Origin of the sequence: Rhizobium phaseoli, assembly GCF_010668805.1 — a bacterium.
GTDB lineage: Bacteria > Pseudomonadota > Alphaproteobacteria > Rhizobiales > Rhizobiaceae > Rhizobium > Rhizobium phaseoli_A.
Window position 1 is genome coordinate 1 of sequence record NZ_WUFT01000009.1, and the last position, 26,168, is coordinate 26,168.

The window sequence follows — 26,168 nt, forward strand, 5'->3', positions numbered from 1 at the left end:
TGATCCAACATCCTGGAAATCGATCGGCGTTCGTCAAAACTCAAATGCGAAAAGGTACGGATCAAACCACGGCTCCCGAAAAGCAGGCAGCTTAGCGCCTTTGTTGCAGTTCGAGATAGAATGTACCCCGGCTACACACAAGTGTGGCGTAACGCATGTTATGGAACATAAATAACGATTTGATTACAATGACTTAGTCTCAGTTTTGTATTTCTGCGGCCGCACGCTTGTGGTCGAAGTGTCGTGTTCTGCGAGTTGGAATTTTACACCTCTCGCGTTGGATTCTGCGGCCGACGATCGAACAATTTGATCGGGCGGCATCCCGAATATGCGCTGGCGCGCGTCTGGTATCGACACGCCCGGAGCGTCTTTGATGCGCGCATTCGGCGCCCGCGCCGTGTCCGAGTGCACAACATATCTCAACAATAAAGTGCAAACCGCAACTTCGAACCGCTGCATAATGCCTCGGTCCCAGCCGACTTGCCAGTTTGCTGAGCTTTCTCCAATAATCGAATGACGAGGCACCTTAATGTATTCAAAGATAATCGCGTTGGCCGCCGTGGCTTTATCGGCTGTGCCGGCTTTTGCCGCCGATCTCGTGGTTCCAGATCCCGCGTATGCTCAACAGGAACAGACACAGTCGGCCTTCGACTGGTCGGGATTCTATCTTGGACTTCAAGGCGGATATACTGCGACGCATGCAAGCTACCTCAACGGTTCCGAGCAGGATCTCGATGGCGGGTCCACGGGTATCTATGGCGGATATAATTTCCAGCACGGTCCTTTCATCTTCGGTATCGAGAATGACTTCAACTACAACTGGAAGGATGGGAGTGACGTTTCCCTAAAATGGGACGGCTCGGCGCGTGGCCGCGTTGGATATGCCTTGGACCGTACGTTGATCTACGGAACCGGGGGTTTGGCCGCAGCCGGTGGAGAAGTCGACGTCCCGGGCGTTGGCAAGAAGGACGACATTCTGATTGGCTGGACCGCCGGCGCAGGTGTGGAGCACGCCCTGGCCGACAATATATTGGTGCGCGCTGAATATCGCTATGACGATTTCGGGAGCAAGGATTTCGGTTCGGCGCTCGGCGATTTCGAGGTCAATCAGCAAAAGGTAACGATCGGCACCAGCTTCAAATTCTGACCCTGGATGTGATCGCGCCTCGACGTCCATCGAGGCGCGGAATTACGGCCGAACCGTATTTCGGGTGGTGCTGCGGATATTGGCATTGCAGGCAATCTCTGATCTAGTCTGCAACTCTCTCCGCCGGGCAGTTCCGCTGCAGGCTCACGACATTCCAGACGAGCGAGAGCTTTATTGCAATGACCACTCACCGCTTCATTCCGACGATCTTTCATAATGTTATCGGCTCATTTTCCCCGGCGCTCCATATCGCCAGCGGCGACACAGTGATCACTGAGACGCTTGATGCCGCCGGACATGACAAGGACGGCGTCAAGCGGGCACCTGGCGGCAATCCGATGAACGGCCCGATCTTCGTGGAAGGTGCCGAGCCCGGAGATGCGCTGAAGGTCGAGATCATCAGCATGGTCCCGACCAGGGACACGGGTTTTACCCGCAGCATCGTCGCCGCCAACGTGGTCGATCCCGAGACGGTTCGTGACCTGCCGCCGCGCGATATGGCCATCTGGGCCATCGACCGAGAGGCCTTGACCGTCCGGCTTTCCGAGCCGGTCGGCGGCCTCGAGAATTTCGTTCTGCCGCTCGCCCCGATGATCGGCTGTTTCGGCGTGGCGCCCAGCCTCGGCCAGGCGATATCGACGGCGACCAGCGGCGAATATGGCGGCAACATGGACTATCGGCTGTTCGGTCCCGGCACGACGGTTCGCTTTCCGGTATCGGCTCCCGGCGCCTTGTTCTTTCTCGGCGATTGCCATGCCGTGCAGGGAGATGGCGAGATCGTCGGCACCGGCATCGAAACGACGTTCGACGTCACGGTGCGGCTGACAGTGGAAAAGAAAGCCGGACTGGTCTGGCCGCGCGGGGAAACCGCCGAAGATATCTTCACCATCGGCAATGCTCGGCCTCTTGATCAGGCTCTCCAGCATGCAACCAGCGAAATGTTGACCTGGCTGGCGTCGGATTATGGCCTGGACCGGACAGCGGCCAGCCACCTGCTCGGCCAGGTGGTGCGCTACGACGTCGGCAACGTCTTTGATCCGGCCTATACGATGGCTTGCCGCGTCGCCAAGAAATGGCTGGTTCGTCGGTAGGCGCTCGCCGGCTTGTCGCGGGCTATCCTGGACCGGCAGCGTGTTTCTCAATCGTGCCGTGACAGGAAGCTGGAAACGGTCGCCAGGCAAAGCTGTTTTTCCTCGACATGCGGCATGTGGCTGGAGTTTTCGAAGAGCACCCATTCGCAGCCCGGGACATGTTCGAGATAGGGCCTGACCACCAGGGGCGTCGCCTCGTCGTATTTTCCCGAAATCAGCAGCGTCGGGGCTTCGATGCGGTCAAGCCTGTTCTCGATCGTCCAGTCCTTCATCGTGCCGATGACGTGAAATTCGGTTGGGCCGTTCATGTTGCGGTAGACGGTGTTGTCCTCGTCCATGATCGCGAAGGTGCGCGCCACTTCGGGCGGCCACGGCGCCACGCGGCAGACATGGCGGTCATAAAAGACGCGCGAGGCGACGATATAGTCCGGATCGGTGAGGCTTCCCGCCAGTTCATGCTTCAGCAGCGTGTCCTGCACTTCCCTCGGCAGTTCCTGCCGCAGCCGGTTCGCTTCCGAAACCCAGGTGTGCATGTTGGCCGGCGAGTTGGCGATGACAAGCGCCTTCAGGCCTTGCGGCCGGCGCACTGCATGTTCGGCGCCGAGCATCCCGCCCCAGGACTGGCCGAGGAAGGCATAACGATGCTGAATGCCGAGATGGGCAAGCAGCGCGTCCAGCTCTTCGAGGAACAGGCCAACCGTCCAGAAATCCGGGCCGTTATCCGGGAGCCGGGTGGAATTGCCATTGCCGAGCTGATCGTAATGGATGACCGGGCGGCCGTCGAGGGCGGCGATATCTTTGAAGGAATCGACGTAATCATGCGTGCAGCCAGGCCCGCCATGGGCGACGACGAGGGGCAATTTGCCGCTCTCGAGCGAGCCAGTGACGCGATACCAAGTGCGATAGTCGCGAAAGGGCAAATAGGCTTCGGTGGTCGTGACTTCGCCCACGGGCGTCTCCATCATTCAGCGCTGATGAAAAAGCATAACGTGGCGGCAACGGTGAAGGCAGCTATCACAAGTTATAGGGTGACCAGGTATGGGTCGGCCGGTCTTCGAGCAGGCGGTAATGGGTGGCGCGCACCACGGCCTGGGTGCGGTTGCGGGCGCCGAGTTTCTTTGTTGCGGCGTTCAGATGCATGACGACGGTCGGCACCGAACGGTCGATGATGCGGGAAATTTCCTTGGCGGAATATCCTTCCGCCGAATGACGCAGGCATTCACGTTCGCGTTCGGTCAAGCGGATCGTGCCGACGCTCTTCGCCCGCGTGTCGAACAGCGAATAGGCGGTCTCATGGAAGACGTGGGCCAGCAGGTTGAAGTCGGCGATATAGCGCAGGGCGTGCCGTTCGAAATCGCTATTGCGGCCGAAGCGGATACCGGTGACCGTCGCATAGTCGCCACGCGGCATATGAACCGGCACGGTGACTCCGGTCGACATGTCGCGTTCACTCAAATAGCGCGTCACCGGCGCGGTGGCCTCGCTCATGAAACGCCTGATCAACGTATCGGCGTCCGGGTCGTAGTTCCAGAAGAAGGGTGCGGAGGTGCGCAGCGCCACCTGCTGCACCGGATCGATACGGAAATAGCCGCGATCGAACCAGTAGTCGTGCATGTCGTCTGAGATATTCCGCAGCTTCAGCAGCGAGGGTATCATGATCGCGCCGTCGAGATCATAGGGCACCGGCGTATAGTCGTAGATCAGCGCCTCGAAGCCGATCTGCTGCATCACCTCGAAGGCCTGGTCGATCCGGCCGTCCAGCGTTTCATGCGCTGTAAACTGCCGTCTGATCGTTCCGATATCGTCAAGCATGATTTGCTCCCGGGTTCGGCGTGCTGCCCACCCTATCACTTCTTATAGCTGGCACAGAATGCGGTTTAAGGTAAAAATTTAGCCGTGCCCAATTATTGAGCAAGCGAAATCTTCTGCCGGAGCGATCAATGTGGCGTGAAATACGGCCGGACGAGCGATTCGAGATCGATGTCGATGGCTATCGCGTCGTTGCTTATAGTTTCGGGACCGGCACCGAGACGGTTTTCTGCCTGAACGGCGGGCCGGGCCTGCCCTGCGACTACCTGCGCGAGGCGCATTCCTGTCTCATCGACAAGGGCTATCGCATCGTTGCTTTCGACCAGCTCGGTACCGGCGCCTCCGACCGGCCGGACGATCTCTCGCTCTGGACGATCGGCCGCTATGTGGAGGAGACGGAGACGGTGCGCAAGGCGCTGGGGCTCGGCAAGGTTCACTTGCTCGGCCATTCCTGGGGCGGGTGGCTGGCGATCGAATATGCTCTGACCTATCCCGAAAACCTCAAGACGCTGATCCTCGAAGATACCGTCGCCGATATGCCGCACCTGATCTCGGAACTGGAACGGCTACGCGCAGCGCTCGGTCCCGAAACCGTATCGATGATGCAGAAGCACGAGGCGCAGGGCACCTACAATCATCCGGAATATCTCGCTGCCGTCACTATTCTCAACTACCGGCATGTCTGCCGTCTGCCGGAATGGCCGGCGCCGGTGCGCCGCTCGCTCGACGATTGGAACATGGCGCCCTACGAGACGATGCAGGGACCGAACGAGTTTCTCTATATCGGCAACCTCAAGGACTGGAACCGCATCCCCGATCTGCCGCGGCTGGCGCTGCCGGTGCTGATCACGACGGGAGAGCATGACGAGCTGACACCGGCCTGCGCGCTCAGGATGAAGCTTGCGCTGCCGAATGCCGAGCTCAAGGTATTTGCCAATGCCAGCCACATGCCGTTTTATGAGAACCCGCAGGATTATTATCCGGCGCTTCTTGATTTTCTCGCCCGGCACAAGGCAGCCTGATGCAAAGTAAAGCGGTTCAAACCCGACGAAGACAGAGGGGCGATCGCCTTCATGCATCGCTATAGATTCGTTCTGACCCGACCGCTGCAGTTCCTGCCGGTCATTTTCGGCATCAGCGTCATCACTTTTATTCTGGTCCGGTTGATCCCAGGCGATCCGGCCCGCAACATTCTCGGCACGCGCGCGACACCGGCAGCCCTGGCCAGCATCCGCGCCCAGTACGGCCTCGATCAGCCGATGTGGCTGCAATATGTTTATTTCCTTAAGAACCTTGCCAATGGCGAGATGGGCAAGTCGATCCTTTACAAGATCGACGTGCTGAAGCTGATCGTCACCCGCATCGAGCCGACGCTTGCGCTGGTCGTTTCCAGCGTCGTGCTTTCTGTCCTGATTGCGGTGCCGATGTCGGCGATCGCCGCCCGCAATGCCGGCCGGGCGCCCGATCATGCGGTGCGCATCGTCTCGACCTTCGGCATCGGCTTTCCGCCCTTCTGGCTGGGACTGATGCTGATCATCCTGTTTAGCGTCGAACTCGGCGTGCTACCGGTTTCGGGTTACGGCGCGACGATCGGCGAGAAGCTGTCGAATCTCGTGTTGCCGAGCCTGACGGTTGCTTTGTCGCTCTCGACCGTGCTGACGCGCAGCCTGCGGGCAGCGATGATCGAGCAGCTGAAATCGGATGTGGCGACGGCGGCGCGCGCCCGCGGCATGCCTGAAGGCATCGTCTTCTGGCGGCATGTGCTGCCGAATTCGCTGGTGCCGACGATCAACCTGCTTGCCGTCAACATCGGCTGGCTGATCGGCGGCACGGTGGTGGTCGAGACCGTCTTTGCGCTGCCCGGCATGGGGCAGCTGCTCGTCAGGGCGATCTTTTCACGCGATTACATGGTGGTCCAAGGTGTCGCCATGGTCTTTGCCTGCGCCACCGTGCTCATCAATTTCATCGCCGACATCGTGACCGTCACCGTCGATCCGAGGGTGAGGCTATGAGCATCGAAGCAATCGCTCCGGCATCCCTCGGTTGGCGCCGGTTCTTTAGACGGCGGCTGATGCTTGCTGTCGGTGCGGGCATATTGTTGTTCTTCGTCCTGCTGGCGATCGGCGCGCCTGTTATCGCGCCCTACGACCCGATCATGCAGAACGCCGAGGTGCGCCTGCAGGCGCCTTCCTTGCTGCATCCGTTCGGCACCGACAATTTCGGCCGCGATATCCTCTCGCGGGTTCTCTGGGGCGCCCGCCTCGATCTGCAGATGGCACTCATCGGCGTCATCTTCCCCTTCCTGATCGGCACGACGGTCGGCACCATCGCCGGCTTTTTCGGCGGCATCGTCGATGCGCTGTTCATGCGCCTCGTCGATATCATTCTCGCCTTCCCTTTCCTGGTGCTGATGCTGTCGATCATTGCAATCCTCGGCCCTGGCCTCGGCAGCTTCTACATCGCCATGGCACTGGTCGGCTGGGTTTCCTACGCGCGGCTGATCCGGGCGCAGATGCTGGTGCTGAAAAGCAGCGACTACGCCGTTGCCGCCGTCAGCCTCGGCTTCAGCCGCTCACGCATCATGTTCCGCCACCTGCTGCCGAACGCGATCGCCGGTTCGATCGTCTTTTCGATGTCCGATGCGACGCTGGTACTGCTCAGCGGCGCTGCCGTCAGTTATCTCGGCCTCGGTGTCCAGCCGCCGGTGGCCGAATGGGGTGTCATGGTCGCGGAAGGACAGAGCTTCCTCACCACCGCCTGGTGGATCACGCTGTTTCCCGGCCTCTCCATCGTCTGCCTCGCCTTCGGGTTCAGCATGCTGGGCGACGCCTTCGGCGAACTGCTGGGAGTGCACGAATGAGCGGCTCCGTGCTCTCCGTCCGCGATCTGACTGTACGAGCCCATCTCGATTCCGGCCCGCGCACCCTGCTCGATGCGGTCTCGCTCGATCTCGGCAAGGGCGAGATCCTCGGTCTGGTCGGTGAGAGCGGCTCGGGCAAGAGCCTGTTCTGCCGTTCGCTGGTGCGGCTGCTGCCTTCCTCGCTGTTGAAGATCGAAAGCGGCTCGGTGCTGCTTGAAGGGCGCGACCTCATGCGGGTCGACGACGGCGAGATGCTGAAGGTGCGCGGCGGCGAGATCGGCATGATCTTCCAGAACCCGACCAGCCATCTCGACCCGGTGATGCGGATCGGCGATCAGATCGCCGAGGGCATCCGCTATCATCAAAGCCTCGGCGCCCGCGAAGCCCGCGCTGCTGCGACGGAAATCCTCGCGCAGGTCGGCTTCCCCGATCCGGTGCGCCAGTATGACAGCTATCCGCACGAATTTTCCGGCGGCATGCGGCAGCGGGCGATGATCGGCGTGGCGCTGTCCTGCAACCCGAAGATCCTGATCGCCGACGAGCCGACGACGGCGCTCGACGTGACCATTCAGGCACAGATCCTGCGGTTGTTGATGGAGATTCGCGACCGGCGCGGGCTGTCGATCATTCTGATTACCCACGATCTCGGTATCGTCGCCCAAAGCTGCGACCGCATCGCCGTGCTGCGCGACGGCAAGCTCCTCGAAGAGGGGCCGAAGCGGACGATCCTGGCGCGGCCGCAGCATCCCTATACGATCAACCTGATCAACAGCCACCCTTCCCTGCCCGGCGCGGCGCCCGCGCCGCTGTTGGACATTGCCGCGGCCAACCCGCCGGCGCGGCCACTGCTTGAAATCGACGATCTGCATGTGCGGTTCAGAGCCGGCGGCGGCCTGTTCAAGGGCGGTGGCAAGACGGTCAGCGCCGTTGCCGGCGTCAGCCTGCAGATCATGCCGGGCGAGACGGTCGGCATCGTCGGTGAATCCGGCAGCGGCAAGAGCACGCTTGCCCGCGCCGTGCTCGGCCTCACACCGCTTTCCTCAGGCCACGTCACCTTCGACGGCGTCGATCTGGCCCTGCAGAAAAGCGCCGGCCTGGCAAAACTCCGGCGCGAGACGGCGATGGTCTTCCAGGATCCCTACAATGCGCTCAATCCGCGGCTGACGATCGGGCAGATGCTGTCCGAGGTGCTGAAGGTGCAGGGCAAGGTCGCCAGGGCCGATATCCCGGCGCGGATCGACGAGCTGCTCGATCTGGTTGGCCTCCAACGCGAATTCGCCGGCCGCAAACCGCGCAGCATGAGTGGCGGCCAATGCCAGCGCGCCGGCATCGCCCGGGCGCTCGCCGTCGACCCGAAGCTGATCATCGCCGACGAATGCGTCGCCGCCCTCGACGTTACCATCCAGGCGCAGATCATCGAGCTGTTCCGCGAACTCACCGCGAGGATGAACCTCACGCTGATCTTCATCGCCCATGATCTGGCGATCGTACGCAATCTCTGCGAACGCGTCGTCGTGATGTATCGCGGCGAGATCGTCGAGCAAGGCCGGTCCGAAGAGGTCTTCGCGCGGCCGAGCCATGCCTATACGGCGTCGCTGATCGCCGCCATTCCCGATATCGATCCCGATAAGCCGCTGCTGCAAGGCGCTGACGGCCGGGACGATCGGCAAGCAATACCGACCCAGCCCATCAAACGAATGCCATAACAACGAAGGGAACGAATTCATGAAAAACAGATGGAAATCAATCGGGCTTGCAGCCCTGCTCGCCGGCCTGACGCTCAGCGCCAGCTATGCCGAGTCCGCCGGTGTGCTGACCATCGGCCGCCGCGAGGACTCGACGACATTCGATCCGATCAAAACAGCTCAAAACATCGACAACTGGGTGTTCTCAAACGTCTACGACGTGCTGATTCGCGTCGACAAGACAGGTACCAAGCTGGAGCCGGGCCTTGCCGAAAGCTGGACGGCCTCGGACGATGGACTGACCTATACGTTCAAGATCCGCGACGCGAAATTCTCCGACGGTTCGCCGCTGACGGCTGAGGACGCCGCCTTTAGCCTGTTACGCATCCGCGACGATGCTGCCTCGCTCTGGAGCGATTCCTACAAGGTGATCGACACGGCGGTTGCGACCGACGCGCATACGCTGACGATCAAGCTGAAAAACCCGTCCGCGCCGTTCCTGTCGACGCTGGCGCTGCCGAATGCTTCGGTCATTTCCAAGAAGGGCATGGAATCGCTTGGTGCCGACGCCTATGGCGAAAAGCCGATCGCATCCGGCGCCTTCACCGTCGAGGAATGGCGCCGCGGCGACCGCATCATCTTGAAGAAGAACCCGAACTTCTGGCAGGCCGACCGGGTCAAGCTCGACGGCGTCGAATGGATCTCGGTGCCCGACGACAACACCCGCATGCTGAATGTCCAGGCCGGTGAGCTGGATGCTGCGCTTTTCGTTCCCTTCTCCCGTGTCGAGGAGCTGAAGAAGGATCCAAATCTCAACGTCGATATCGACGCCTCGACCCGCGAGGATCATCTGCTGATCAACCATGCGCATGGAGCGCTCGGCAAGAAGGAAGTGCGCCAGGCGCTGGATCTGGCGATCGACAAGAAGGCGATCGTCGATACCGTCACCTTCGGCCAGGGCACGGTCGCCAATTCCTACATTCCGAAAGGGGCGCTCTATTATTTCGCCGACAATCTGCAGCGGCCCCATGATCCGGCAAAGGCCAAGGAGATGCTGGCGGCCGCCGGTGCCTCCGACCTGACGCTGAATTACCTGGTCCGCGCCGGCGACGAAGTCGACGAACAGACCGCCGTACTGGTCCAGCAGCAGCTGCAGAAAGCCGGCATCACCGCCAATCTGCAGAAGGTCGATCCGAGCCAGGAATGGGACATGATCGTTGCCGGTGACTACGACGTCTCGGTCAATTACTGGACCAACGACATTCTTGATCCGGACCAGAAGACCACCTTCGTGCTCGGCCACGATTCCAACAACAACTATTCGACCAACTATAAGAACGAGGCGGTGAAGGAACTGGTCGCCAAGGCGCGCCTCGAGCTCGACCCGAAGAAACGCGAAGCGATGTATGTCGATCTGCAGAAGATGGCCAAGGACGACGTCAACTGGATCGACCTCTATTACAGCCCCTATATCAACGTCTCGCGCAAGAATATCGCGAACTTCTACCAGAACCCGCTCGGCCGGTTCTTCCTGGAGGATACGGTGAAGAACTAAGTTCCGGAAGCATACAAATGCTCCGTCGCCGTAAAGGCGGCGGAGCATCGTTCATGGCTGCAAAACGTGGCTGGGGCCGCCCGCTTACTCGGCGGCCGCGAGCTTGTCCTGCGTCCTGGTGTCGAAGTCGCTGGCGTCGTGGCGCTCGTGCAACTGGCTCGAGGGGTCGCCGGAGAGGCGGTTGACCATCCGGCCGCGCTGCACGGCCGGGCGGCTGAAGATCGCATCGGCCCAGCGCTGGAGGTTCTTATAGTCTTCGACCTGCAGGAATTCGGCCGCACCATAGGTCCAGCCCTTCACCAGGCCGCCATACCAGGGCCAGACGGCAATATCGGCGATCGTGTAGTCGCTGCCGGCCAGATATTCGCTCTCGGCAAGGCGACGATCGAGCACGTCGAGCTGGCGCTTCACCTCCATGGCGAAACGGTCGATGGCATATTCGATCTTTGTCGGCGCATAGGCATAGAAATGGCCGAAGCCGCCGCCGAGATAGGGTGCGCTTCCCATCTGCCAGAACAGCCATGACAGGCATTCGGCGCGGGCGGCCGGCTCGGTCGGCAGGAAGGCGCCGAATTTCTCGGCGAGATAGGTGAGGATGGCGCCGGATTCGAAGACGCGGATCGGCGTTTCGCCGCTGCGATCCATCAGCGCCGGGATCTTCGAGTTGGGATTGACGGCGACAAAGCCGCTCCCGAACTGGTCGCCGTCGCCGATCCGGATCAGCCATGCGTCGTACTCGGCGCCGCCATGGCCAAGCGCCAGCAACTCCTCGAGCATGATGGTGACCTTCTGGCCGTTCGGCGTTCCGAGCGAATAAAGCTGCAGCGGATGACGACCGATCGGCAGCTCCTTCTCATGCGTCGGGCCGGCTATCGGGCGGTTGATGCTGGCGAACTGGCCGCCATTCGCCTTATTCCAGGTCCAGACCTTCGGGGGGGTATACTCGGAAGAACCGCTCATCTTTCAAACTCCTGGCATTGATCGGATAGAGCGCGGCGGCAATCGGCTGGCCACCGCATTTATCCTGACATAGCAGAGGCGATGTGGTTTGTCAGAGGGGTCGGGTCGGCTTCACACAATCGTCAGAGCTGGCCCAGGGATCAGATTCACGTTGTGAAAACTGGGCTTTGTTATGTACCAAAAATTGGTATATTGGGCTTAAAGGAGATTCAGCATGGCCAGAAATACGTCCATATCGCTCAGCGACCATTTCGTCAGCTTCATCGATACGCAAGTTCAGGCTGGCCGCTATGGTTCAGCCACTGACGTGGTTCGGGCCGGCCTTCGCCTACTTGAAGAACACGAAGCCAAAGTGAAGGCATTACAGGACGCCTTGATAGAAGGCGAAGACTCCGGCCCTGCCACACCCTTCGATTTCGATGCGTTCAACGCTCGCAAACGGGCGACGTTCGAGGCGAAATGACAGGCGTCATATTTTCCCCCGCCGCGCAAACCGATATTGACAAGATTTGGGATTACACAGCGACGAGTTGGAATATCGATCAGGCAGAGCGTTACATTCAGGACATAAGGGACGCCTGTCACGAACTGGCGGAGGGAGCACGGATGAGCCGTCCCTCAGACGTTCGGAAAGGGTACAGAAAGGTCTCTGTTGGCTCTCATTTTCTGTATTTCAAAAGTAATGATGCGGGCCAGATCATCGTTGTACGCATCCTTCATCAAAGAATGGATGTAGCCAAACACTTGTAAGGCTGTTGCGGGGATTGCTTGACCATTGCGGTCAGTCGCCGCTTTCCGGCCGCGCAACAATCGCGTCCAGTCGCCCGACGAGGACACGGCTGCCCTCAACATCGCCAGCCATCCTGGCAAAGACCTCCGCCATGCCCCGAAAAATTCCCGCCGCCGGATCATCCTCTCCAAGGAAATCGGCGATCTCCTGCATTTCAGCAACCCATCGATAGGCTTTCGGATACATATCCGGAATGGATTTCGACAGCTTGCGGTCGATGTCCGGAAGGCTTTCGGCGAGTTCGGCCTTCAGGCTTTCGGCAGCCCCCGAGCGGGATGCGGCAAGCAGCATCGCCGCGCTGAGGCCGATAAAGCCCTTGTTGATGCCGGCATAACACATCTTCAGCGCCGAGGCCGCGCCGAGCGGTCCATCGAGCCTGCGGACCTTGAGGCCGTAATCTTCGAGCAGCCTGCTTCGCTCCGCGCTGTCGCCGCTGATATAGAGGGTCGGGCCTGGTTTGCCGGGAACCGGCGGCCCGCCGATGATGGCACCGTCCAACACTTCCACGGCGCTGCCGCCGAACCGTGCCGCCAATGCCTGCATGGTTTTCGGTGCAATTGCGTTAAGGTCGATGAAGGGTGGCGGCGCCTGCAGCTCCGACGATATCTCCGCGACGAGCCCGGCAACGCCGATCGCTTCCGCCGGCGGAACGATCGACAGGATGAGCGCGGCCTGCGCCAGTTCCTGCCGGCCGACCGGCGCCATGCCGGCAGCCTTAGCCCGCGCGATCGTCTGCTCGCTGCGGCCTTCGAGACAGGTCAGCACCGTGGCGCCATGGTCGATCAGCCGTTTGGCGACCGCGCTTCCCATTGCACCCGCGCCGATGATTGCAAAAGTCTGCATCTGAACCTCGATGAGTAACGATGTCACGATAGAGCTATTGCCGATGGCCATGCAGTCAATCGTGACGGCCCCCAAAATTCAATTTTTGAAGCGAACCGCTGCTTCCTGGACGCGATCATTGCGATACTCCGGCGTTTCTGTTTGATATCGGTCAAAATAGAAACGGTCGATGCCGGTATGATCGGTGCGACCATTTGCGTGCGAGGATTCAATGTATCGAACGATCATCTGCGGCATCGGCATGGGCTCCCGGCAAACGGCAGTCCGTCTCCTGCGCCGGGCGGCAGGGCTCGTGGACGAAGGCGGAAGCATCGTCGTCATCCATGCCATCGAGAACATCCCCCACCGTCATCTGACGGGGATTCCCGAGGAATTCGAGACGACCGCTATCGTCGATGCCGAGAGGAAACTTGTATCGCTCTGCAAGGAGCTCGCCATTCCGGCGACAGTCGAGGTTCGCATCGGCGTTGCCGCCTCCGTGCTCGTGTCGGCGGCCAGGGAGAGATCAGCCGATCTTATCCTGCTTTCATCCCATGTGGCGGATATCACCGACTACGTCTTCTCCTCGATCGTCGACAAGGTCGTGCATCACGCCGGATGCTCGGTTCTCATCGACCGGCGGCCCGATCAAGCTCATGACGGCTCGGTCCCTCAGGAAGAAGACGCGCTGGTGTTCTGACCTTCCGTGGCCTCCCCTCGCCGGAGACGGTCTGAGAACCTATATTTCCTCCAAGCCAATCGGCAGTATCGCCTGCCCTGACCGGAGATATGCATGAGCCAGGATCCATACGAGCTTCTGGGTGTGAAGCGGGATGCGTCGCAAAAGGACATTCAAAGCGCCTTTCGCAAGCTCGCCAAGAAACTTCACCCCGACCTTAATCCCGGCGACAGACATGCCGAGGAGCGGTTCAAGGAAATTTCGACCGCCTATGAGATCTTGAGCGACGAGGGAAAACGCGGGCGCTTCGATCGCGGCGAAATCGACATAACGGGCGCCGAGCGGGCGCAACGCAGTTATTACCGCGACTATGCCTCGGCGAGCGGTTCCGAAAGTCCCTACCACAACAGTGCCGGCTTTGCCGATTTCGGCGATGCCGACAATTCCTTTGCCAATTTCTTTTCGCGCCGCGCCAGCGGCAGCAGGATGCGCAGTCAAGGTCAGGACCGGCGGTTCTCCATGCAGGTGGACTTTCTTGAGGCCATCAACGGCACCCGAACCGAGATCAAGCTGCCCGACGGGCCGCAGCTCGACGTGCAGATCCCGCCTGGAACCCGCGACGGCCAGACCTTGCGGCTGCGCGGCAAGGGCGAGCCGGGTATTGCAGGCGGGCCACCGGGCGATGCCCTCATCGAGATCCGCGTGAACCCTCACCGCTTCTTCACCCGCGATGGCGACGACATCCGCCTGGAACTGCCGATTTCGCTTGGTGAAGCAGTTCTCGGCGGCAAGGTCCGCGTGCCGACGCCGTCGGGACCTGTCAACCTGACGCTGCCCCCGCACTCGAATACCGGCAAGGTCTTGCGTCTCAAGGGTAAGGGTGCTGCCACACGCGGCGGCGGGCATGGCGACGTCTATGTCTCCCTGAAGATTGTGCTGCCCGACAATCCCGACGAACGGCTGGCGTCCCTGATGAAGGAATGGGAAGCGGCGCATCCATACGATCCGAGGAAGAACATGGAGGCTTGATCATGGATGATCTCGAATTCCGTCTTTACCTGAAAATCGATGTCGTCCAGCTCGATTTCTGGGTCGAACAGGGCTGGTTAATCCCCGAGACGTCCGGCGAACGGCGATGGTTTCGCGACGCCGACGTTGCCCGCGCCAGGCTCATTCAGGATCTGATGGGTGACATGGGGGTTAACGAAGCCGGCGTCGATGTCGTCATCGACCTGATCGACCAGTTGTATGACCTGCGGGGAACGATGGGCAAGCTGATGACGGCTATCGGCAGGCAGGAACACGAGGTTCAGCGCCGGCTGTTCGATAGCCTCGAAGACATCGACCGGGTCGAATGATCGGCCGCATGCTTTCGGATATCCGCCTCAGGTGGTGAACCAATAGCGGACGATGTGGAAGAACAGCGGTGCGGCGAAAGTTATGGAGTCCAGGCGGTCGAGCACGCCGCCGTGGCCTTCGATCACATAGCCCCAGTCCTTGGCGTTGAGGTCGCGTTTGATCGCTGAGAGCACGAAGCCGCCGAAGAAGCCCGCGACGACAATGACGGTGCTGACGGCTGCCGCCTGCAGCGGCGAAAACGGCGTCAGGCGATAGAGCAGTGTTCCCACGAGGATGGCCGAGGCGCCGCCGCCGAACAGGCCTTCGAGCGTCTTCGACGGGCTGATATTCGGCGAGAAGCGATGCTTTCCCAAGAGCTTGCCCCAGACATACTGGAAGACGTCGCTGAGCTGCACGACGACGACAAGATAGACCAGCAGAAGTGCCGCCGGTGTGCCGGTCTGCAGCATCAGCAGCGCCGGGGCATGGCTGATCGAATAGACCGTCAGCATCAATCCCCATTGCACCCTGGCACTGCGCGCCAGGAATTCGTTGACGTCACCGGTCAGGGTCGCCACCGCCGGCAGGATCAGGAAGGCATAGACCGGGATGAAGATAGCAAAGAGGCCGTACCACTCGGTCCCGAGCAGCACGTAATGCACCGGCAGGACGACGAAGAAGGACAGGAAAAGCGCCAGGTGATCGCCGCGCCGCGACGGCGTCAGCGTCCAGAATTCGCGAAGCGCCATGAAGGAGAGGAATGCGAACAGGATGACCACCGCCGTCTCGCCAAGCAGGATCGCGCCGCCGAATATGGCGACCATGATCCACCAGGAGCGGATACGGGCGTTGAGGTTCTGGACGGTGGCGACGGAGCCGGGCTCGGTCGCTCGTCGCTGCAGGATGAAGCCGATGGCCGAGGCGACGGCAAGCAGGCCGAGGATGGCGGCAAGCACCAGGGAAAACAGGCTGGTCATCCGGCGGCCCCTCCGTCTGCGAGCTCGATGACCGCGGCTCTGGCGCGGGCCAGGAAGGCATTCTTTTCCTCACCGGGCTCAACGCGCAGCGGCTTGCCGAAGCGCGCCGTGCAGGTGATCGGCACGATCAGCATGCTTCCTTTCGGCAGGATGCGCTGCAGATTGTCGAGATGGATCGGTATGAGATCGACGTCGGGGAAACGGCAGGCCAGGCGATAGATACCGCTGCGGAAGGGGGCGATCTCTTCGGTGGCGCTTCTTGTCCCTTCCGGAAAAATCAGGATCGAACGACCCTCCTCGAGCAGGCGTTCAAGGGGCTCCAACGGGTTGCTGTCCGGCAGAGGCTTGCGGTCTATCAGGACGGCGCGCAAGCCTTTTTCGGCAATGAAACGCCGAAAGGCGCTGGTCCCCCAATAGTCGCGCGCCGCGATCGGATGGGTCAACCGCCGCACCTGATACGGCAGGGCTGCCATAACGGCGACCGTATCGACATGGCTGTTGTGATTGGCGAAATAGATGCGGCGGCGCGTGTCGGGCGCACAGCCTCGCCATTCGCTTCGGGCGCCGACCATGATACGGACGAACAGCACGAGAAGACGACGGATAATAGGGATCATAGTCTCTCCAGCGAACGGGCAAGCGTTATCGTGCGCGTGACGTCGGTGACGAGGCTGCCGGCCGCGATGATGGCGGAAGTGAGGATCAGCGACCGATGGCTGGCGGAGACCAGCGTCTCGATGCTCTGGGCGAGCAGGCCGGCCGTCAACACCGCCATGCGACGCTGCTTGGCCATGATGCCGCTGAAGTCCTGGACAAGACCGACCGCGCCGCCGAAGACCCTGATATAGGCGGTGAGTGCGGCGAGCAGCGCAGCAAGCCAGCCAACCCAGGCAAAGCCGCAGGCATAACCGGCCGCGACGAGCAGCAGGCTGTCGGCGATCCGGTCGGGGAATTCGTTATAGATCGGCCCGCTCTTGGTTTTCTTGCCGCCTTCGATCGCGACCATTCCGTCGAGCAGATTGCAGACGAGCCGCAGTTGCACCGAGATCGCAGCACAGATCATGGCGATCGGATGTGTCGTAAGCAGGATCAGCGCCGCGCCGATGCCGGCAAACAGGATCGACATCAGCGAAATGCCGTTCGGCGTGACGCCGGAGCGCGCCAGCCATGCGCTCATGCCGATCGCCCAGGACGACGACCGGCTCGCGATCGGTCGCCGTGCGGCGCCCTCTTCTTCACCCATTTCCATTTCCCCAACCCGATCACCCTGCATATCCTGCCGATGTCGTCGCGCCAAGCCGTCACGCCGGGTATATTCGGCGCAGGGTCACTCTCGCTGAGGCGGAAAGCCCGCGTTTTCACCATCGAGCCTTGACCGCTTAAGAAGCTGGCGGCTGAGCTGAACAGCCTGATTTTTAAGCCCATTCGATGCTTGACACATTTTTGGGCGCTACCTATGATTTTTGAACCAAACGGTAAAAAAAAGGGGAGCAGTCAATGACCAAAGACATCCTGATTTCACGCCGGGCAGTGATCGCGTCGGGCATTGCGCTTGGCGTCAGCGGCTTTGCGCCGCTGGCCAGAGCTGCCGCGCCGCTGAAGGTCGCCGGAATTCATGCGTCGCCGGTCGAAAATGCTTGGAACTCCTGTCTGCATAAGGCCCTGCAGGACGCAGCCAAGGAAGGTGCCATCGAATACGTTTTCTCCGAAGGCGTCTCCGGCACCGATTATCCGCGCGCCATGCGCGAATATGCCGAACAGGGCAACAAGCTGATCATTGGCGAAGCCTACGCGGTGGAGAAAGAGGCCAGACAGGTCGCAGCCGATTATCCCGATACCGCTTTCGTGCTGGGTTCGAGCGGCGAACAGGCCGGCGACAATTTTGGTGTCTTCGGCACCTGGAACCATGACGGCGCCTATCTTGCCGGCATGCTGGCGGGCAAGATGACCAAGTCGAATGTTGTCGGTTCCGTCGGCGCCATTCCGATCCCTGAGGTCAACATGCTGATCAATGCGTTCGCGGCAGGCGTCAAGGCGGTCAATCCCGACGCCAAGCACCTCGTCTCGTTCATCGGCACCTTCTTCGATCCGCCGAAGGCGCGAGAAGCCGGTCTTGCCCAGATCGATGCCGGCGCTGACATCCTGTTCGGCGAGCGCATCGGCACGGCCGATGCCGCCAAGGAGCGCGGCATCAAGTCTGTCGGTTCGCTGATCGACTACACGCCGCGCTACCCGGATACGGTGTTTGCCAATGCCATGTGGTACTTCCGCCCGATCCTGAATGCGGCGATTGCCGATGTCGCTGCCGGAAAGCCGGTCGGCAGGAACTACACCTCTTACGGCCTGATGAAGGAAGGCGGCAGTGATATCGTCTTCGTCAAGGGTGTGGCGCCCGCCGAAGCCGAGGCTGCGATGGAAGCCAAGCGGGCGGAGATCAAGGCCGGCACCTTCGAAGTCCCGAAGATGATGGACGAACCGAAGTAATTCGGCTCATGCAGGGCGATGCAACCGACCTGGCGGCAGCGATCAGGCATGGCAGCCTGAGCGCTGCAGAAGCGATGCAAGCCTCTCTTGCCGCAGTTGCGCGGCAGGAGCAGCTCGGCGCGATCGCCTATGTCGATGCCGCTATGGGCCTCGCTTCGTCAGACGCCCACGACCGGGAACGGCAGAGTGAGCCCGAACACTTTTCCATCAGGCCCTTTGCCGGCGTGCCGACCTTGGCGAAGGATCTTGGCGGCCCCTTCGCCGGCCTGCCGGTCGCGGCCGGGTCCCGCCTCTTCGACAGAAAAGCCGGCGAGGCGGATTCCGATCTCGCGTCCCGTTTCCGCGACGCCGGCTTCTGTCTGTTCGGCCTGACGACGGGCCCGGAATTCGGCCTGTCACTTGCCAGCGAACCGGCGATCGGGCCGCTCTGCCGCAATCCGCTCGATCCGGCCCGGACCGCAGGCGGTTCTTCCGGTGGTGCGGCGGCGGCGGTTGCCGCCGGGATCGTCGCCATTGCGCATGCCACCGATGCCGGCGGCTCGATCCGTGTGCCCGCAGCCTGCTGCGGCCTTGTGGGGATGAAGCCGACACGCGGCGCCATGCCGGCCGGACCATCCTTCGGCAACCACCTCGGCGGGATCGCCAGCGAACTCGCGGTTTGCCGCTCGGTGCGGGATACCGCGCGGATATTCAACAGGCTGAGCGGCAATTCACGAGGGCCCTTTCCGGATCCTTCTCCTGTCGCTATCGGCAACGGCCGTTTGCGGATCGGCCTGCTGGCCGATACCGGATCGGTCTATCCGACCGAGGGCACCCGGCTCGCAGCCGTTGAGGATGCGGCTCTTGCCCTCGAGAGCGATGGACACGAGATCGTTCCGCTGAGCTGGGCCGAGTTCGAACGGAGCGTCACGTCAAGCGGCCGCGCCTTCGCCGATATCGTCTCCGTCAACCTTGCGGCGCTGATCAAGGCGCTGGCTCTCGATGAAAGCAGGGCCGAGCCTCTGACGCAGGCTTTCGCGGCGCGCGGACGGGCGCTTCCCGCCACCAAGCTCTGGAATACGCTGAACGACGCCGTCCTGGTGAGCCATAACCTCTGGGCGCTGTTCGACCGGGTTGATTGCATCGTGATGCCGATGCTCTCGTCTGCGCCTCTTGCGATCGGCTCCTTTCCGTCCGATCATGGCGACACGGATCTGCATCTCGAGCGGATGACGGCATTTGCGCCGCTTGCCTGCCTCGGTAATATTTCGGGTTTTCCTGCTTTGACGCTGCCTTTCGGACAGGATGATGAGCATGGCATGCCGCTGCCGGTGCAGATCATGGCGCCGATGGGTCACGAGCCGCGCCTGCTGTCGCTTGCCGCACGCCTGGAGGCCGAGGCGCGATGGCAGCACCGTTTTCCGGTCGCAGGATTGCCGTCATGACCGGACCTGTGCTGGAAATCATCGGCGTCAGCAAGCGCTTCGGCGGCAATCTTGCCAATGACGATATTTCCATGACCCTTGCCCGGGGTGAAGTCGTCGCTCTGCTCGGCGAAAACGGCGCCGGCAAGACCACGCTGATGAGCATCCTTTTCGGCCATTACATGCCCGATGCCGGCCGGATTCTGATCGAGGGAATGGAGGTGCCCCAGGGCAAGCCGCGGGCGGCGATCCGCGCCGGCGTCGGCATGGTGCATCAGCACTTCTCGCTCGCACCCAATCTCACCGTTCTCGAAAATGTCATGACCGGCACCGAAAGCCTGTGGGCCTGGCGCTCGGGAACATCAGCGGCGCGGAAGAAGCTCCTGGCGATTTCCGAGCGCTTCGGCCTCAAGGTCGATCCGGATGCCCGTATTGGCGACTTATCGGTCGGCGAGCAGCAACGCGTCGAGATCCTCAAGGCGCTCTATAACGATGCCCGCATCCTGATCCTCGACGAGCCGACGGCGGTACTGACCAATATCGAGGCCGAACGGCTGTTCACGACCTTGAAGGAGATGGCCCGCCAGGGCCTGTCGCTGATCTTCATCTCCCACAAGCTCGACGAGGTGATGGCGGCAGCCGACCGCATCGTCGTGCTGCGCGGCGGCAAGATGGTCGCCGAACGCAAGGTGTCGGAAACCAGCAAGGCGGAACTCGCCGAACTGATGGTCGGGCGCCGCGTGACGCGGCCGGTGCGCGAGCCGTCGACGCCGGGCGCGGTTGCGCTCGAAGCTGCCGATATCACGGTGCGCATCGACGGCATCGATCGGTTGAAATCGATCCGCTTTCGGCTGCACCAGGGCGAGATCCTCGGCATCATCGGCGTTTCGGGCAATGGCCAGGCGGCGTTGGCGCACCTTCTCTCCGGCACGCTGGCGCGCAGCGGCGGCGACCTTTTTCTGTTCGGGGAAGCCGTCGGCGATCTCGGCGTCGCCGCTGTCGTCGACGCCGGTATCGGCCGCATTCCTGAAGACCGCAACGAGGAGGGCGTGATCGGCGAGATGGCGATCTGGGAAAATGCCGTGCTGGAACGCCTCGCCTCACCCAACTTTTCGCGCCACGGTCTTGTTAACCGCAAGGCCGGCATGGCCTTCGCCAGGGAGATCATCGACGGGTTCGATGTTCGCGGCGGCGGCCCGGCCATTCGCACTCGGTTGCTCTCCGGCGGCAATATGCAGAAGCTCATCCTCGGCCGCAACCTGCATCGGCGGCCGCGCATCCTGATCGCCGCGCAGCCCGCACGGGGGCTCGACGAAGGGGCCGTGGCGGCCGTGCACGCGCGCCTGCTCGAAGCCCGCCGGCAGGGTGCCGCCGTGCTGTTGATCTCCGAAGATCTCGACGAGGTGATCGCGCTCGCCGACCGCATCCAGGCAATCGTCGACGGCCGCCTGTCGCCGCCCGTCGAAGCGGACGACGCCGATGCCCGCAGGCTGGGGCTGATGATGGCCGGCGAATGGCAAGAGACCCGCGAGACCAGCCATGCGATTTGAGCGCCGCGAACACCGTCCGCTTTACCTGCTGATCGTCACGCCCGTCATCGCGGTGATCGCAGCGTTGGCGCTGGCGGGCATCTTGATCGCCATTGCCGGCGCGCCGGTGCTCGATGCCTATTGGCGTATTCTGACCGGTGCTTTCGGCTCGCGGCTGTCGGCAACCGAAACGCTGACGCGGGCAACGCCGCTGATGCTGACGGGGCTTGCCGCCGCGGTCGCCTTCCGGGCACGGCTCTGGAATATCGGCGCCGAGGGCCAATTTTATCTTGGCGCCATCGCTGTTGCCGCGGCGAGTTCGAAACTGCTGGGCAATCTTCCCGCCCCCGTTCTCATTCCGCTGCTGCTGCTGATCGGCGCCATTGCCGGCATGGTGCTCATTCTCATTCCCCTCTGGCTCAGGCTGCGCTTCTCGGTCGATGAGGTCGTCACCAGCCTGCTGCTGAACTTCATCGCCGTGCTCTTCGTCTCGATGCTGATCGACGGCGTTCTCAAGGACCCGCTCGCCTTCGGCTGGCCGCAGTCGCAATCCGTCAGCGATCATGCCATGCTGCCGAAGCTAATCGCCCGCTCACGCCTGCATATCGGCTTTACGATCGCGATCGGGCTTGCCGTCGTCGTCCATTTTATCCAGTCCCGCACTGTCTTCGGCATGCAGTCGCGCGCCGCCGGTCTCAATCCCACCGGTGCGATCTTCGCCGGTGTGCCGCTCGGCAATACCTTGGTCAAAGTCGCCTGCCTGTCGGGCGGGCTTGCGGGGCTTGCCGGAGCGATCGAGGTGATGGGGGTCAAGGGTTACGTGACGACCGATCTGTCGCCGGGTTTCGGCTATGCAGGCATTGTTGTCGCCATGCTCGCCAACCTCAATCCGCTGGGGGTCGTCTTCGCCGCCATTTTCACGGCCACCATGTTTGTGGGCGCGGACGGCATGAGCCGCGGCCTCGGCATCCCAACCTATATCGCCGATGTCACGGTGGCGTTGTCGCTGCTGACGATGCTGATCGCGTTGTTCTTCACCCAATACAGGATCCGGCGATGATGCAATTGTTCGACATCATCGGGTCCGCCGGGCTCTGGGCGGCAATCCTGCGCATCGCCACGCCGCTGATTTTCGGCACACTTGGCGCATTGCTCTGCGAACGGGCCGGCGTGCTCAATCTCGGCATCGAAGGCATCATGACTTTCGGCGCGATGATCGGCTGGCTTTCCGTCTATCACGGCGCCGATCTCTGGACCGGCCTGCTGATCGCCGGCATCGCCGGCGGCGTCTTCGGCCTGCTGCACGCGTCGCTGACGGTGACGCTCGGCCTCTCCCAGCATGTCTCCGGTCTCGGCGTCACGCTGTTTGCCTCCAGCTTCAGCTATTATCTCTTCCGGCTGATCGTGCCGCTTGCCAATACGCCACCCACCATCGTGCCGTTCCAGCCGATCGCCATTCCCGGGCTTTCGACCCTGCCTTTCCTCGGGCCGGCCTTTTTCACGCAGACGGCGCCAACCTATCTTGCGATCGTGATCGCCTTGCTGATGGCCTACATCATCTTCCGCACACCGGTGGGGCTTGCGATCCGCATGACCGGCGAAAATCCACATGCCGCGGAAGCCCAGGGCGTCAATCCGATGAAGGTGCGCTATGGCGCGGTGATCGCCGGAAGCGCGCTGATGGGAATGGGAGGGGCTTTCCTGACATTGTCGGCGTTCAACAGTTTTTTCCCGACGATGGTGCAGGGACGCGGCTGGATCTGCATCGCCCTCGTCGTGTTCTCCTCCTGGCGCCCCGGCCGCGCGCTTTTCGGCGCCCTGCTCTTTGCCTTTTTCGACGCCTTTCAGCTTCGTCTGCAAACTGCGCTCAGCGGGCTCGTGCCCTATCAGCTTTTCCTGATGACCCCCTACATCCTTTCCATCGCCGCCCTTGCCGTCATGGCCCGCCGCGCCCGCGTTCCGAAGGCGCTTATGCAACCCTATCGACGCGGCGAACGCTGAAACTGTCCACATCCAATGAGGTTCCGATGTTCGATTTGATCGTCAGAAATGCAAATCTCGCCGATGGCTCAGAGAGTATCGATATCGGCATTCAAGGCGGCAAGATCATCGTTGTCGAGCGCAATCTCCAGGCGCAGGCAGGGGAAGAAATCGACGCGACCGGCCGGCTGGTCAGTCCGCCCTTCGTCGATCCGCATTTTCATATGGACGCCACCCTGTCGCTCGGCTTACCGCGCATAAACGTGTCCGGCACCCTGCTTGAAGGGATCGCGCTCTGGGGAGAATTGCGGCCGATCGTGACGAAAGAGGAACTGGTCGATCGTGCGCTGCGTTATTGCGACCTGGCGGTCACGCAGGGACTGCTCTTCATTCGCAGCCATGTCGACACCAGCGACCCCAGACTGGTGACCGTCGAGGCGATGATCGAGGTTCGCGAGAAGGTCGCGCCCTATATCGATCTGCAATTGGTCGCTTTTCCTCAAGATGGCTATTACCGCTCGCCCGGCGCGATCGACACTCTCAACCGCGCCCTCGACATGGGCGTCGACATCGTTGGCGGCATTCCCCACTTCGAACGGACGATGGGCGAAGGCACGGCGTCGGTCGAGGCGCTCTGCCGCATCGCTGCCGACCGCGGCCTGCCGGTCGATATGCATTGCGACGAAACCGATGATCCGCACTCGCGCCATATCGAGACGCTGGCTGCGGAAACCATCCGCTTCGGGCTCAAGGGGCGCGTTGCCGGCTCGCATCTGACCTCGATGCATTCGATGGACAATTATTATGTCTCCAAGCTCATTCCGCTGATGGCGGAAGCTGAGATCAACGTCATCCCCAATCCGCTGATCAACATCATGCTGCAGGGCCGGCACGACACCTATCCGAAACGCCGCGGCATGACCCGCGTTCGGGAATTGATGGATGCGGGGCTTAATGTGTCCTTCGGGCACGATTGCGTCATGGACCCCTGGTACTCGATGGGATCGGGCGACATGCTGGAAGTCGGCCATATGGCGATCCATGTCGCGCAGATGGCCGGCATCGACGACAAGAAAAGGATCTTCGAGGCGTTGACCGTCAATTCGGCGAGGACGATGGGGCTTGCAGGCTATGGCCTGGAAAAGGGATGCAACGCCGACCTCGTCATCCTCCAGGCGAGCGACACGCTGGAAGCGCTGCGGCTGAAGCCGAACCGGCTGGCGGTGATCCGGCGCGGCAAGGTCATCGCCCGCTCGGCGCCGCGCATCGGCGAGCTTTTCCTGGACGGGCGCCCCGCCCGGATCGATGGCGGCCTGGACTATATCCCTCGCTATTGACAGGGGATGGCGCTGGCCGTCGGTAAGACTCGCGCTCCGCCTCTCCGTTACCCCGGCGCCCGGCGAGCGGTGATGATCCACGCCTGCGAGTCGAACAACACGCCCTCCGGAGTCATATGCGCCTCCATTAAATCGCGCAGCCGCTGCAGTGGCCTGCCAGGTTGTTTGTTCGTGCGGGTGAGCGGGTCCGTGACAATGTAGAGGCCGGCAAGTGCATTGGATGCGGCATCGGCGTCTGGTCCAAAGAAGACCGGCTCCCGCACCTCGATAAAGTCGATCGAGGTAAAGCCGGCCGTGTTTAGTAGGTCCGTGGCAACGCTGGGATCGCCGAGCGAATACGGATCGGGAGCATCTGCGGAAACGGCAGTTTCGGTCCCGAGGGCCTGCCGGATGTCGCCGGACCATGCGTTGCGCTCCCGGCTCTGCCACACCATCCACACAAGGCGCCCGCCCGGCCGCAGCGCCCCGCCGATATTGGCAAAGGCCGCCGCCGGATCGACAAAAAACATCACCCCGAACCGGCTGATGCAGAGGTCGAAACTGGTCGGCGGGAAGATGTGGGACTGCGCGTCTGCTTGCTCGAAAGCCACATTTCGCAAACCCTCCGCGGCACTCCGCCGCCTTGCGACCTCGAGCATCTCAGCCGAAACGTCCACACCGACCGCTTCTCCTTGCGCTGCGGCGCGGGCGGCCTCGCGCGTCGTTTGGCCTGCACCGCAGCCGATATCGAGCACGCGATCATCCGCGCCAACGCCGGCAGCAATCCGCAGGTGCCGATTGTGTCTTGCCAATTCCGCATCGTAAAAGTCGGCACGATCCAACGCCATAACACTCACTCTGCTTTGTTCGATGGGGCAGTCCGAGGACCCGTTACAAACAGGTTGCATGTTAGGATCAGTTTGGCAAGATGAAGGTCGCTTGCAATCTGTGATTGCAAGCGGAGGGCGCGAAATTCACGATCACGACATCGATAAGATGGCGCGTTTCGTGGCTAATCATACTGGGTTCTTACGCCGACGGGACGCGCCGTGCATGCCGGCGTCGCTTCCGGCATGCACGCATGATTGCGTCAGGCGATCTTCTGGCGGACCGGCAGCTTCCAGCCGGGCCGGACGAAGTGGCAGGTGTAGCCGTTTGGAATCCGCTCCAGATAATCCTGGTGCTCGGGCTCGGCCTCCCAGAAATCGCCAACCGGCACGACCTCGGTGACGACCCTGCCGGGCCAGAGGCCGGATGCGTCGACATCGGCGATCGTATCCCTGGCGACACGCTCCTGCTCGGGGCTGGCGTAGAAGATCGCCGAGCGGTAGCTCGCGCCCACGTCGTTGCCCTGGCGGTTGCGGGTGCTCGGATCGTGGATCTGGAAAAAGAATTCGAGGATTTCCCGATAGCTGATCCTTGCGGGATCGAAAATGATCTCGATCGCCTCGGCGTGGGTTCCGTGGTTGCGGTAGGTGGCGTTCGGCACGTCGCCGCCGGTATAGCCGACCCGGGTCGAAATCACGCCCTTGTAGCGGCGGATGAGGTCCTGCATGCCCCAGAAGCAGCCGCCGGCGAGCACTGCACGTTCTTCGGTCATTGGGTGTCTCCTTGTTTGCCCAGAGATAGTGTTTGCATCCGCCGATTTCCATATGGGCGGAAATAAGCACAGCTGTGCAATTCTCTCCGGATAGCGCCAATCCTGTCATGTCGATGTTACGCGCCGGCGCTAGCAAGGCCTCC

At 61.7% G+C, this 26,168-nt stretch carries 27 protein-coding genes; 18 read left to right on the plus strand and 9 right to left on the minus strand.

What is annotated here, in order from left to right:
* Nucleotides 1-529: 529 nt before the first annotated feature.
* Nucleotides 530-1,147 carry an outer membrane protein gene (locus GR197_RS15140; RefSeq protein ID WP_164010885.1) on the plus strand — a complete coding sequence of 206 codons (618 nt, stop codon included), beginning with the start codon at nucleotides 530-532 and terminating at the stop codon, nucleotides 1,145-1,147.
* Nucleotides 1,148-1,326: 179 nt separating this feature from the next.
* A complete protein-coding gene (locus tag GR197_RS15145) occupies nucleotides 1,327-2,238 on the plus strand; it encodes an acetamidase/formamidase family protein (protein WP_164010886.1) in 912 nt (303 codons plus the stop codon).
* A 47-nt stretch (nucleotides 2,239-2,285) separates the two neighbouring features.
* Here GR197_RS15145 and GR197_RS15150 read toward each other — a convergent pair whose 3' ends face one another.
* Together GR197_RS15150 and GR197_RS15155 are read right to left on the minus strand one after the other, a co-directional pair.
* Nucleotides 2,286-3,188 carry a proline iminopeptidase-family hydrolase gene (locus GR197_RS15150; RefSeq protein WP_164010888.1) on the minus strand — a complete coding sequence of 301 codons (903 nt, stop codon included), beginning with the start codon at nucleotides 3,186-3,188 and terminating at the stop codon, nucleotides 2,286-2,288.
* Nucleotides 3,189-3,252: 64 nt separating this feature from the next.
* Nucleotides 3,253-4,050 (minus strand): helix-turn-helix transcriptional regulator, encoded by a 798-nt coding sequence (locus GR197_RS15155; RefSeq protein ID WP_164010890.1) that lies wholly within the window; start codon nucleotides 4,048-4,050, stop codon nucleotides 3,253-3,255.
* A 128-nt stretch (nucleotides 4,051-4,178) separates the two neighbouring features.
* On the opposite strand from GR197_RS15155, the gene GR197_RS15160 reads away from it, so the two are divergent.
* The 5 genes from GR197_RS15160 to GR197_RS15180 are packed head-to-tail and all read left to right on the plus strand — an operon-like array spanning nucleotide 4,179 to nucleotide 10,147.
* Nucleotides 4,179-5,069: a proline iminopeptidase-family hydrolase gene (locus GR197_RS15160; RefSeq protein WP_164010892.1), complete on the plus strand. Its 891-nt coding sequence runs from the start codon at nucleotides 4,179-4,181 to the stop codon at nucleotides 5,067-5,069.
* Between the two features lie 51 nt (nucleotides 5,070-5,120).
* A complete protein-coding gene (locus GR197_RS15165) occupies nucleotides 5,121-6,059 on the plus strand; it encodes an ABC transporter permease (RefSeq protein WP_164010894.1) in 939 nt (312 codons plus the stop codon).
* Nucleotides 6,056-6,907 (plus strand): ABC transporter permease, encoded by an 852-nt coding sequence (locus tag GR197_RS15170; RefSeq protein ID WP_164010896.1) that lies wholly within the window; start codon nucleotides 6,056-6,058, stop codon nucleotides 6,905-6,907. Before GR197_RS15165 ends, GR197_RS15170 begins: the two co-directional genes overlap by 4 nt.
* Nucleotides 6,904-8,613, plus strand: a complete 1,710-nt coding sequence (locus GR197_RS15175) for a dipeptide ABC transporter ATP-binding protein (RefSeq protein ID WP_164010899.1) — start codon at nucleotides 6,904-6,906, stop codon at nucleotides 8,611-8,613. The genes GR197_RS15170 and GR197_RS15175 overlap by 4 nt, the downstream gene beginning before the upstream one ends.
* A 19-nt stretch (nucleotides 8,614-8,632) precedes the next feature.
* On the plus strand, nucleotides 8,633-10,147 hold the full coding sequence (locus tag GR197_RS15180; RefSeq protein ID WP_164010901.1) for an ABC transporter substrate-binding protein: 1,515 nt from the start codon (nucleotides 8,633-8,635) through the stop codon (nucleotides 10,145-10,147).
* A gap of 84 nt (nucleotides 10,148-10,231) precedes the next feature.
* Here GR197_RS15180 and yghU read toward each other — a convergent pair whose 3' ends face one another.
* Complete coding sequence (gene yghU, locus GR197_RS15185; protein WP_164010903.1) at nucleotides 10,232-11,107, minus strand: glutathione-dependent disulfide-bond oxidoreductase; 876 nt, start codon at nucleotides 11,105-11,107, stop codon at nucleotides 10,232-10,234.
* A 214-nt stretch (nucleotides 11,108-11,321) separates the two neighbouring features.
* Between yghU and GR197_RS15190 the strand changes: the two genes are divergently transcribed.
* Nucleotides 11,322-11,570 (plus strand): type II toxin-antitoxin system ParD family antitoxin, encoded by a 249-nt coding sequence (locus GR197_RS15190; protein ID WP_164010904.1) that lies wholly within the window; start codon nucleotides 11,322-11,324, stop codon nucleotides 11,568-11,570.
* Nucleotides 11,567-11,857 carry a type II toxin-antitoxin system RelE/ParE family toxin gene (locus GR197_RS15195; RefSeq protein ID WP_164010906.1) on the plus strand — a complete coding sequence of 97 codons (291 nt, stop codon included), beginning with the start codon at nucleotides 11,567-11,569 and terminating at the stop codon, nucleotides 11,855-11,857. Before GR197_RS15190 ends, GR197_RS15195 begins: the two co-directional genes overlap by 4 nt.
* A 31-nt stretch (nucleotides 11,858-11,888) precedes the next feature.
* Here GR197_RS15195 and GR197_RS15200 read toward each other — a convergent pair whose 3' ends face one another.
* On the minus strand, nucleotides 11,889-12,740 hold the full coding sequence (locus GR197_RS15200; RefSeq protein WP_164010908.1) for an NAD(P)-dependent oxidoreductase: 852 nt from the start codon (nucleotides 12,738-12,740) through the stop codon (nucleotides 11,889-11,891).
* 211 nt (nucleotides 12,741-12,951) lie between these two features.
* Here GR197_RS15200 and GR197_RS15205 point away from each other — a divergent pair, with 211 nt between their 5' ends.
* The 3 genes from GR197_RS15205 to GR197_RS15215 all read left to right on the plus strand — a co-directional run bounded on the left by GR197_RS15205 (nucleotide 12,952) and on the right by GR197_RS15215 (nucleotide 14,756).
* Entirely contained in the window at nucleotides 12,952-13,419 is a 468-nt protein-coding gene (locus GR197_RS15205) for a universal stress protein (RefSeq protein WP_164010910.1), read from the plus strand.
* Nucleotides 13,420-13,512: 93 nt separating this feature from the next.
* On the plus strand, nucleotides 13,513-14,427 hold the full coding sequence (locus GR197_RS15210; RefSeq protein WP_164010912.1) for a DnaJ C-terminal domain-containing protein: 915 nt from the start codon (nucleotides 13,513-13,515) through the stop codon (nucleotides 14,425-14,427).
* A 2-nt stretch (nucleotides 14,428-14,429) separates the two neighbouring features.
* Nucleotides 14,430-14,756 carry a chaperone modulator CbpM gene (locus tag GR197_RS15215; RefSeq protein WP_164010914.1) on the plus strand — a complete coding sequence of 109 codons (327 nt, stop codon included), beginning with the start codon at nucleotides 14,430-14,432 and terminating at the stop codon, nucleotides 14,754-14,756.
* Between the two features lie 27 nt (nucleotides 14,757-14,783).
* Here the strand turns inward: GR197_RS15215 and GR197_RS15220 are convergent, their stop codons facing one another.
* Genes GR197_RS15220 through GR197_RS15230 form a run of 3 tightly spaced genes read right to left on the minus strand, consistent with a single transcriptional unit; the run spans nucleotide 14,784 to nucleotide 16,956 of the window.
* Nucleotides 14,784-15,713, minus strand: a complete 930-nt coding sequence (locus GR197_RS15220; protein ID WP_164010916.1) for a phosphatidate cytidylyltransferase — start codon at nucleotides 15,711-15,713, stop codon at nucleotides 14,784-14,786.
* Nucleotides 15,710-16,330: a lysophospholipid acyltransferase family protein gene (locus GR197_RS15225; RefSeq protein ID WP_164010918.1), complete on the minus strand. Its 621-nt coding sequence runs from the start codon at nucleotides 16,328-16,330 to the stop codon at nucleotides 15,710-15,712. The genes GR197_RS15220 and GR197_RS15225 overlap by 4 nt, the downstream gene beginning before the upstream one ends.
* The gene (locus tag GR197_RS15230; protein ID WP_164010928.1) at nucleotides 16,327-16,956 is read right to left on the minus strand and encodes a CDP-alcohol phosphatidyltransferase family protein; all 630 of its coding nucleotides are present in this window, start codon (nucleotides 16,954-16,956) and stop codon (nucleotides 16,327-16,329) included. The genes GR197_RS15225 and GR197_RS15230 overlap by 4 nt, the downstream gene beginning before the upstream one ends.
* Nucleotides 16,957-17,210: 254 nt before the next feature.
* Between GR197_RS15230 and GR197_RS15235 the strand changes: the two genes are divergently transcribed.
* From GR197_RS15235 to GR197_RS15260, 6 genes are read left to right on the plus strand one after another with little or no spacing between them, the layout of a single operon-like run.
* Nucleotides 17,211-18,197: a BMP family protein gene (locus GR197_RS15235; protein ID WP_164010930.1), complete on the plus strand. Its 987-nt coding sequence runs from the start codon at nucleotides 17,211-17,213 to the stop codon at nucleotides 18,195-18,197.
* Between the two features lie 8 nt (nucleotides 18,198-18,205).
* Nucleotides 18,206-19,621, plus strand: coding sequence for an amidase (locus tag GR197_RS15240; protein WP_164010932.1), 1,416 nt, complete (start codon nucleotides 18,206-18,208; stop codon nucleotides 19,619-19,621).
* The gene (locus GR197_RS15245; protein WP_164010934.1) at nucleotides 19,618-21,150 is read left to right on the plus strand and encodes an ABC transporter ATP-binding protein; all 1,533 of its coding nucleotides are present in this window, start codon (nucleotides 19,618-19,620) and stop codon (nucleotides 21,148-21,150) included. The genes GR197_RS15240 and GR197_RS15245 overlap by 4 nt, the downstream gene beginning before the upstream one ends.
* Nucleotides 21,140-22,189, plus strand: a complete 1,050-nt coding sequence (locus GR197_RS15250) for an ABC transporter permease (RefSeq protein WP_164010936.1) — start codon at nucleotides 21,140-21,142, stop codon at nucleotides 22,187-22,189. Before GR197_RS15245 ends, GR197_RS15250 begins: the two co-directional genes overlap by 11 nt.
* Complete coding sequence (locus tag GR197_RS15255) at nucleotides 22,186-23,130, plus strand: ABC transporter permease (protein ID WP_164010938.1); 945 nt, start codon at nucleotides 22,186-22,188, stop codon at nucleotides 23,128-23,130. The genes GR197_RS15250 and GR197_RS15255 overlap by 4 nt, the downstream gene beginning before the upstream one ends.
* A 26-nt stretch (nucleotides 23,131-23,156) precedes the next feature.
* Nucleotides 23,157-24,446 (plus strand): amidohydrolase family protein, encoded by a 1,290-nt coding sequence (locus GR197_RS15260; RefSeq protein WP_164010940.1) that lies wholly within the window; start codon nucleotides 23,157-23,159, stop codon nucleotides 24,444-24,446.
* Nucleotides 24,447-24,493: 47 nt separating this feature from the next.
* On the opposite strand, the gene GR197_RS15265 is transcribed toward GR197_RS15260, so the two are convergent.
* Together GR197_RS15265 and msrA are read right to left on the minus strand one after the other, a co-directional pair.
* Nucleotides 24,494-25,273 (minus strand): class I SAM-dependent methyltransferase, encoded by a 780-nt coding sequence (locus GR197_RS15265; protein ID WP_164010942.1) that lies wholly within the window; start codon nucleotides 25,271-25,273, stop codon nucleotides 24,494-24,496.
* Nucleotides 25,274-25,515: 242 nt separating this feature from the next.
* A complete protein-coding gene (gene msrA / locus GR197_RS15270; protein WP_164010944.1) occupies nucleotides 25,516-26,025 on the minus strand; it encodes a peptide-methionine (S)-S-oxide reductase MsrA in 510 nt (169 codons plus the stop codon).
* Between the last annotated feature and the right edge of the window lie 143 nt (nucleotides 26,026-26,168).

What these genes read in the sequence shown, in the direction of transcription:
- GR197_RS15260 (WP_164010940.1), top strand. Translation starts at nt 23,157, where the DNA reads ATGTTCGATTTGATCGTCAGAAATGCAAATCTCGCCGATGGCTCAGAG.
- msrA (WP_164010944.1), bottom strand. Translation starts at nt 26,025, where the DNA reads ATGACCGAAGAACGTGCAGTGCTCGCCGGCGGCTGCTTCTGGGGCATG.
- GR197_RS15145 (WP_164010886.1), top strand. Translation starts at nt 1,327, where the DNA reads ATGACCACTCACCGCTTCATTCCGACGATCTTTCATAATGTTATCGGC.
- GR197_RS15220 (WP_164010916.1), bottom strand. Translation starts at nt 15,713, where the DNA reads ATGACCAGCCTGTTTTCCCTGGTGCTTGCCGCCATCCTCGGCCTGCTT.
- GR197_RS15140 (WP_164010885.1), top strand. Translation starts at nt 530, where the DNA reads ATGTATTCAAAGATAATCGCGTTGGCCGCCGTGGCTTTATCGGCTGTG.
- GR197_RS15245 (WP_164010934.1), top strand. Translation starts at nt 19,618, where the DNA reads ATGACCGGACCTGTGCTGGAAATCATCGGCGTCAGCAAGCGCTTCGGC.
- yghU (WP_164010903.1), bottom strand. Translation starts at nt 11,107, where the DNA reads ATGAGCGGTTCTTCCGAGTATACCCCCCCGAAGGTCTGGACCTGGAAT.
- GR197_RS15205 (WP_164010910.1), top strand. Translation starts at nt 12,952, where the DNA reads ATGTATCGAACGATCATCTGCGGCATCGGCATGGGCTCCCGGCAAACG.
- GR197_RS15190 (WP_164010904.1), top strand. Translation starts at nt 11,322, where the DNA reads ATGGCCAGAAATACGTCCATATCGCTCAGCGACCATTTCGTCAGCTTC.
- GR197_RS15155 (WP_164010890.1), bottom strand. Translation starts at nt 4,050, where the DNA reads ATGCTTGACGATATCGGAACGATCAGACGGCAGTTTACAGCGCATGAA.
- GR197_RS15170 (WP_164010896.1), top strand. Translation starts at nt 6,056, where the DNA reads ATGAGCATCGAAGCAATCGCTCCGGCATCCCTCGGTTGGCGCCGGTTC.
- GR197_RS15160 (WP_164010892.1), top strand. Translation starts at nt 4,179, where the DNA reads ATGTGGCGTGAAATACGGCCGGACGAGCGATTCGAGATCGATGTCGAT.
- GR197_RS15165 (WP_164010894.1), top strand. Translation starts at nt 5,121, where the DNA reads ATGCATCGCTATAGATTCGTTCTGACCCGACCGCTGCAGTTCCTGCCG.
- GR197_RS15240 (WP_164010932.1), top strand. Translation starts at nt 18,206, where the DNA reads ATGCAGGGCGATGCAACCGACCTGGCGGCAGCGATCAGGCATGGCAGC.
- GR197_RS15235 (WP_164010930.1), top strand. Translation starts at nt 17,211, where the DNA reads ATGACCAAAGACATCCTGATTTCACGCCGGGCAGTGATCGCGTCGGGC.
- GR197_RS15255 (WP_164010938.1), top strand. Translation starts at nt 22,186, where the DNA reads ATGATGCAATTGTTCGACATCATCGGGTCCGCCGGGCTCTGGGCGGCA.
- GR197_RS15215 (WP_164010914.1), top strand. Translation starts at nt 14,430, where the DNA reads ATGGATGATCTCGAATTCCGTCTTTACCTGAAAATCGATGTCGTCCAG.
- GR197_RS15265 (WP_164010942.1), bottom strand. Translation starts at nt 25,273, where the DNA reads ATGGCGTTGGATCGTGCCGACTTTTACGATGCGGAATTGGCAAGACAC.
- GR197_RS15195 (WP_164010906.1), top strand. Translation starts at nt 11,567, where the DNA reads ATGACAGGCGTCATATTTTCCCCCGCCGCGCAAACCGATATTGACAAG.
- GR197_RS15250 (WP_164010936.1), top strand. Translation starts at nt 21,140, where the DNA reads ATGCGATTTGAGCGCCGCGAACACCGTCCGCTTTACCTGCTGATCGTC.
- GR197_RS15230 (WP_164010928.1), bottom strand. Translation starts at nt 16,956, where the DNA reads ATGGGTGAAGAAGAGGGCGCCGCACGGCGACCGATCGCGAGCCGGTCG.
- GR197_RS15210 (WP_164010912.1), top strand. Translation starts at nt 13,513, where the DNA reads ATGAGCCAGGATCCATACGAGCTTCTGGGTGTGAAGCGGGATGCGTCG.
- GR197_RS15175 (WP_164010899.1), top strand. Translation starts at nt 6,904, where the DNA reads ATGAGCGGCTCCGTGCTCTCCGTCCGCGATCTGACTGTACGAGCCCAT.
- GR197_RS15225 (WP_164010918.1), bottom strand. Translation starts at nt 16,330, where the DNA reads ATGATCCCTATTATCCGTCGTCTTCTCGTGCTGTTCGTCCGTATCATG.
- GR197_RS15200 (WP_164010908.1), bottom strand. Translation starts at nt 12,740, where the DNA reads ATGCAGACTTTTGCAATCATCGGCGCGGGTGCAATGGGAAGCGCGGTC.
- GR197_RS15180 (WP_164010901.1), top strand. Translation starts at nt 8,633, where the DNA reads ATGAAAAACAGATGGAAATCAATCGGGCTTGCAGCCCTGCTCGCCGGC.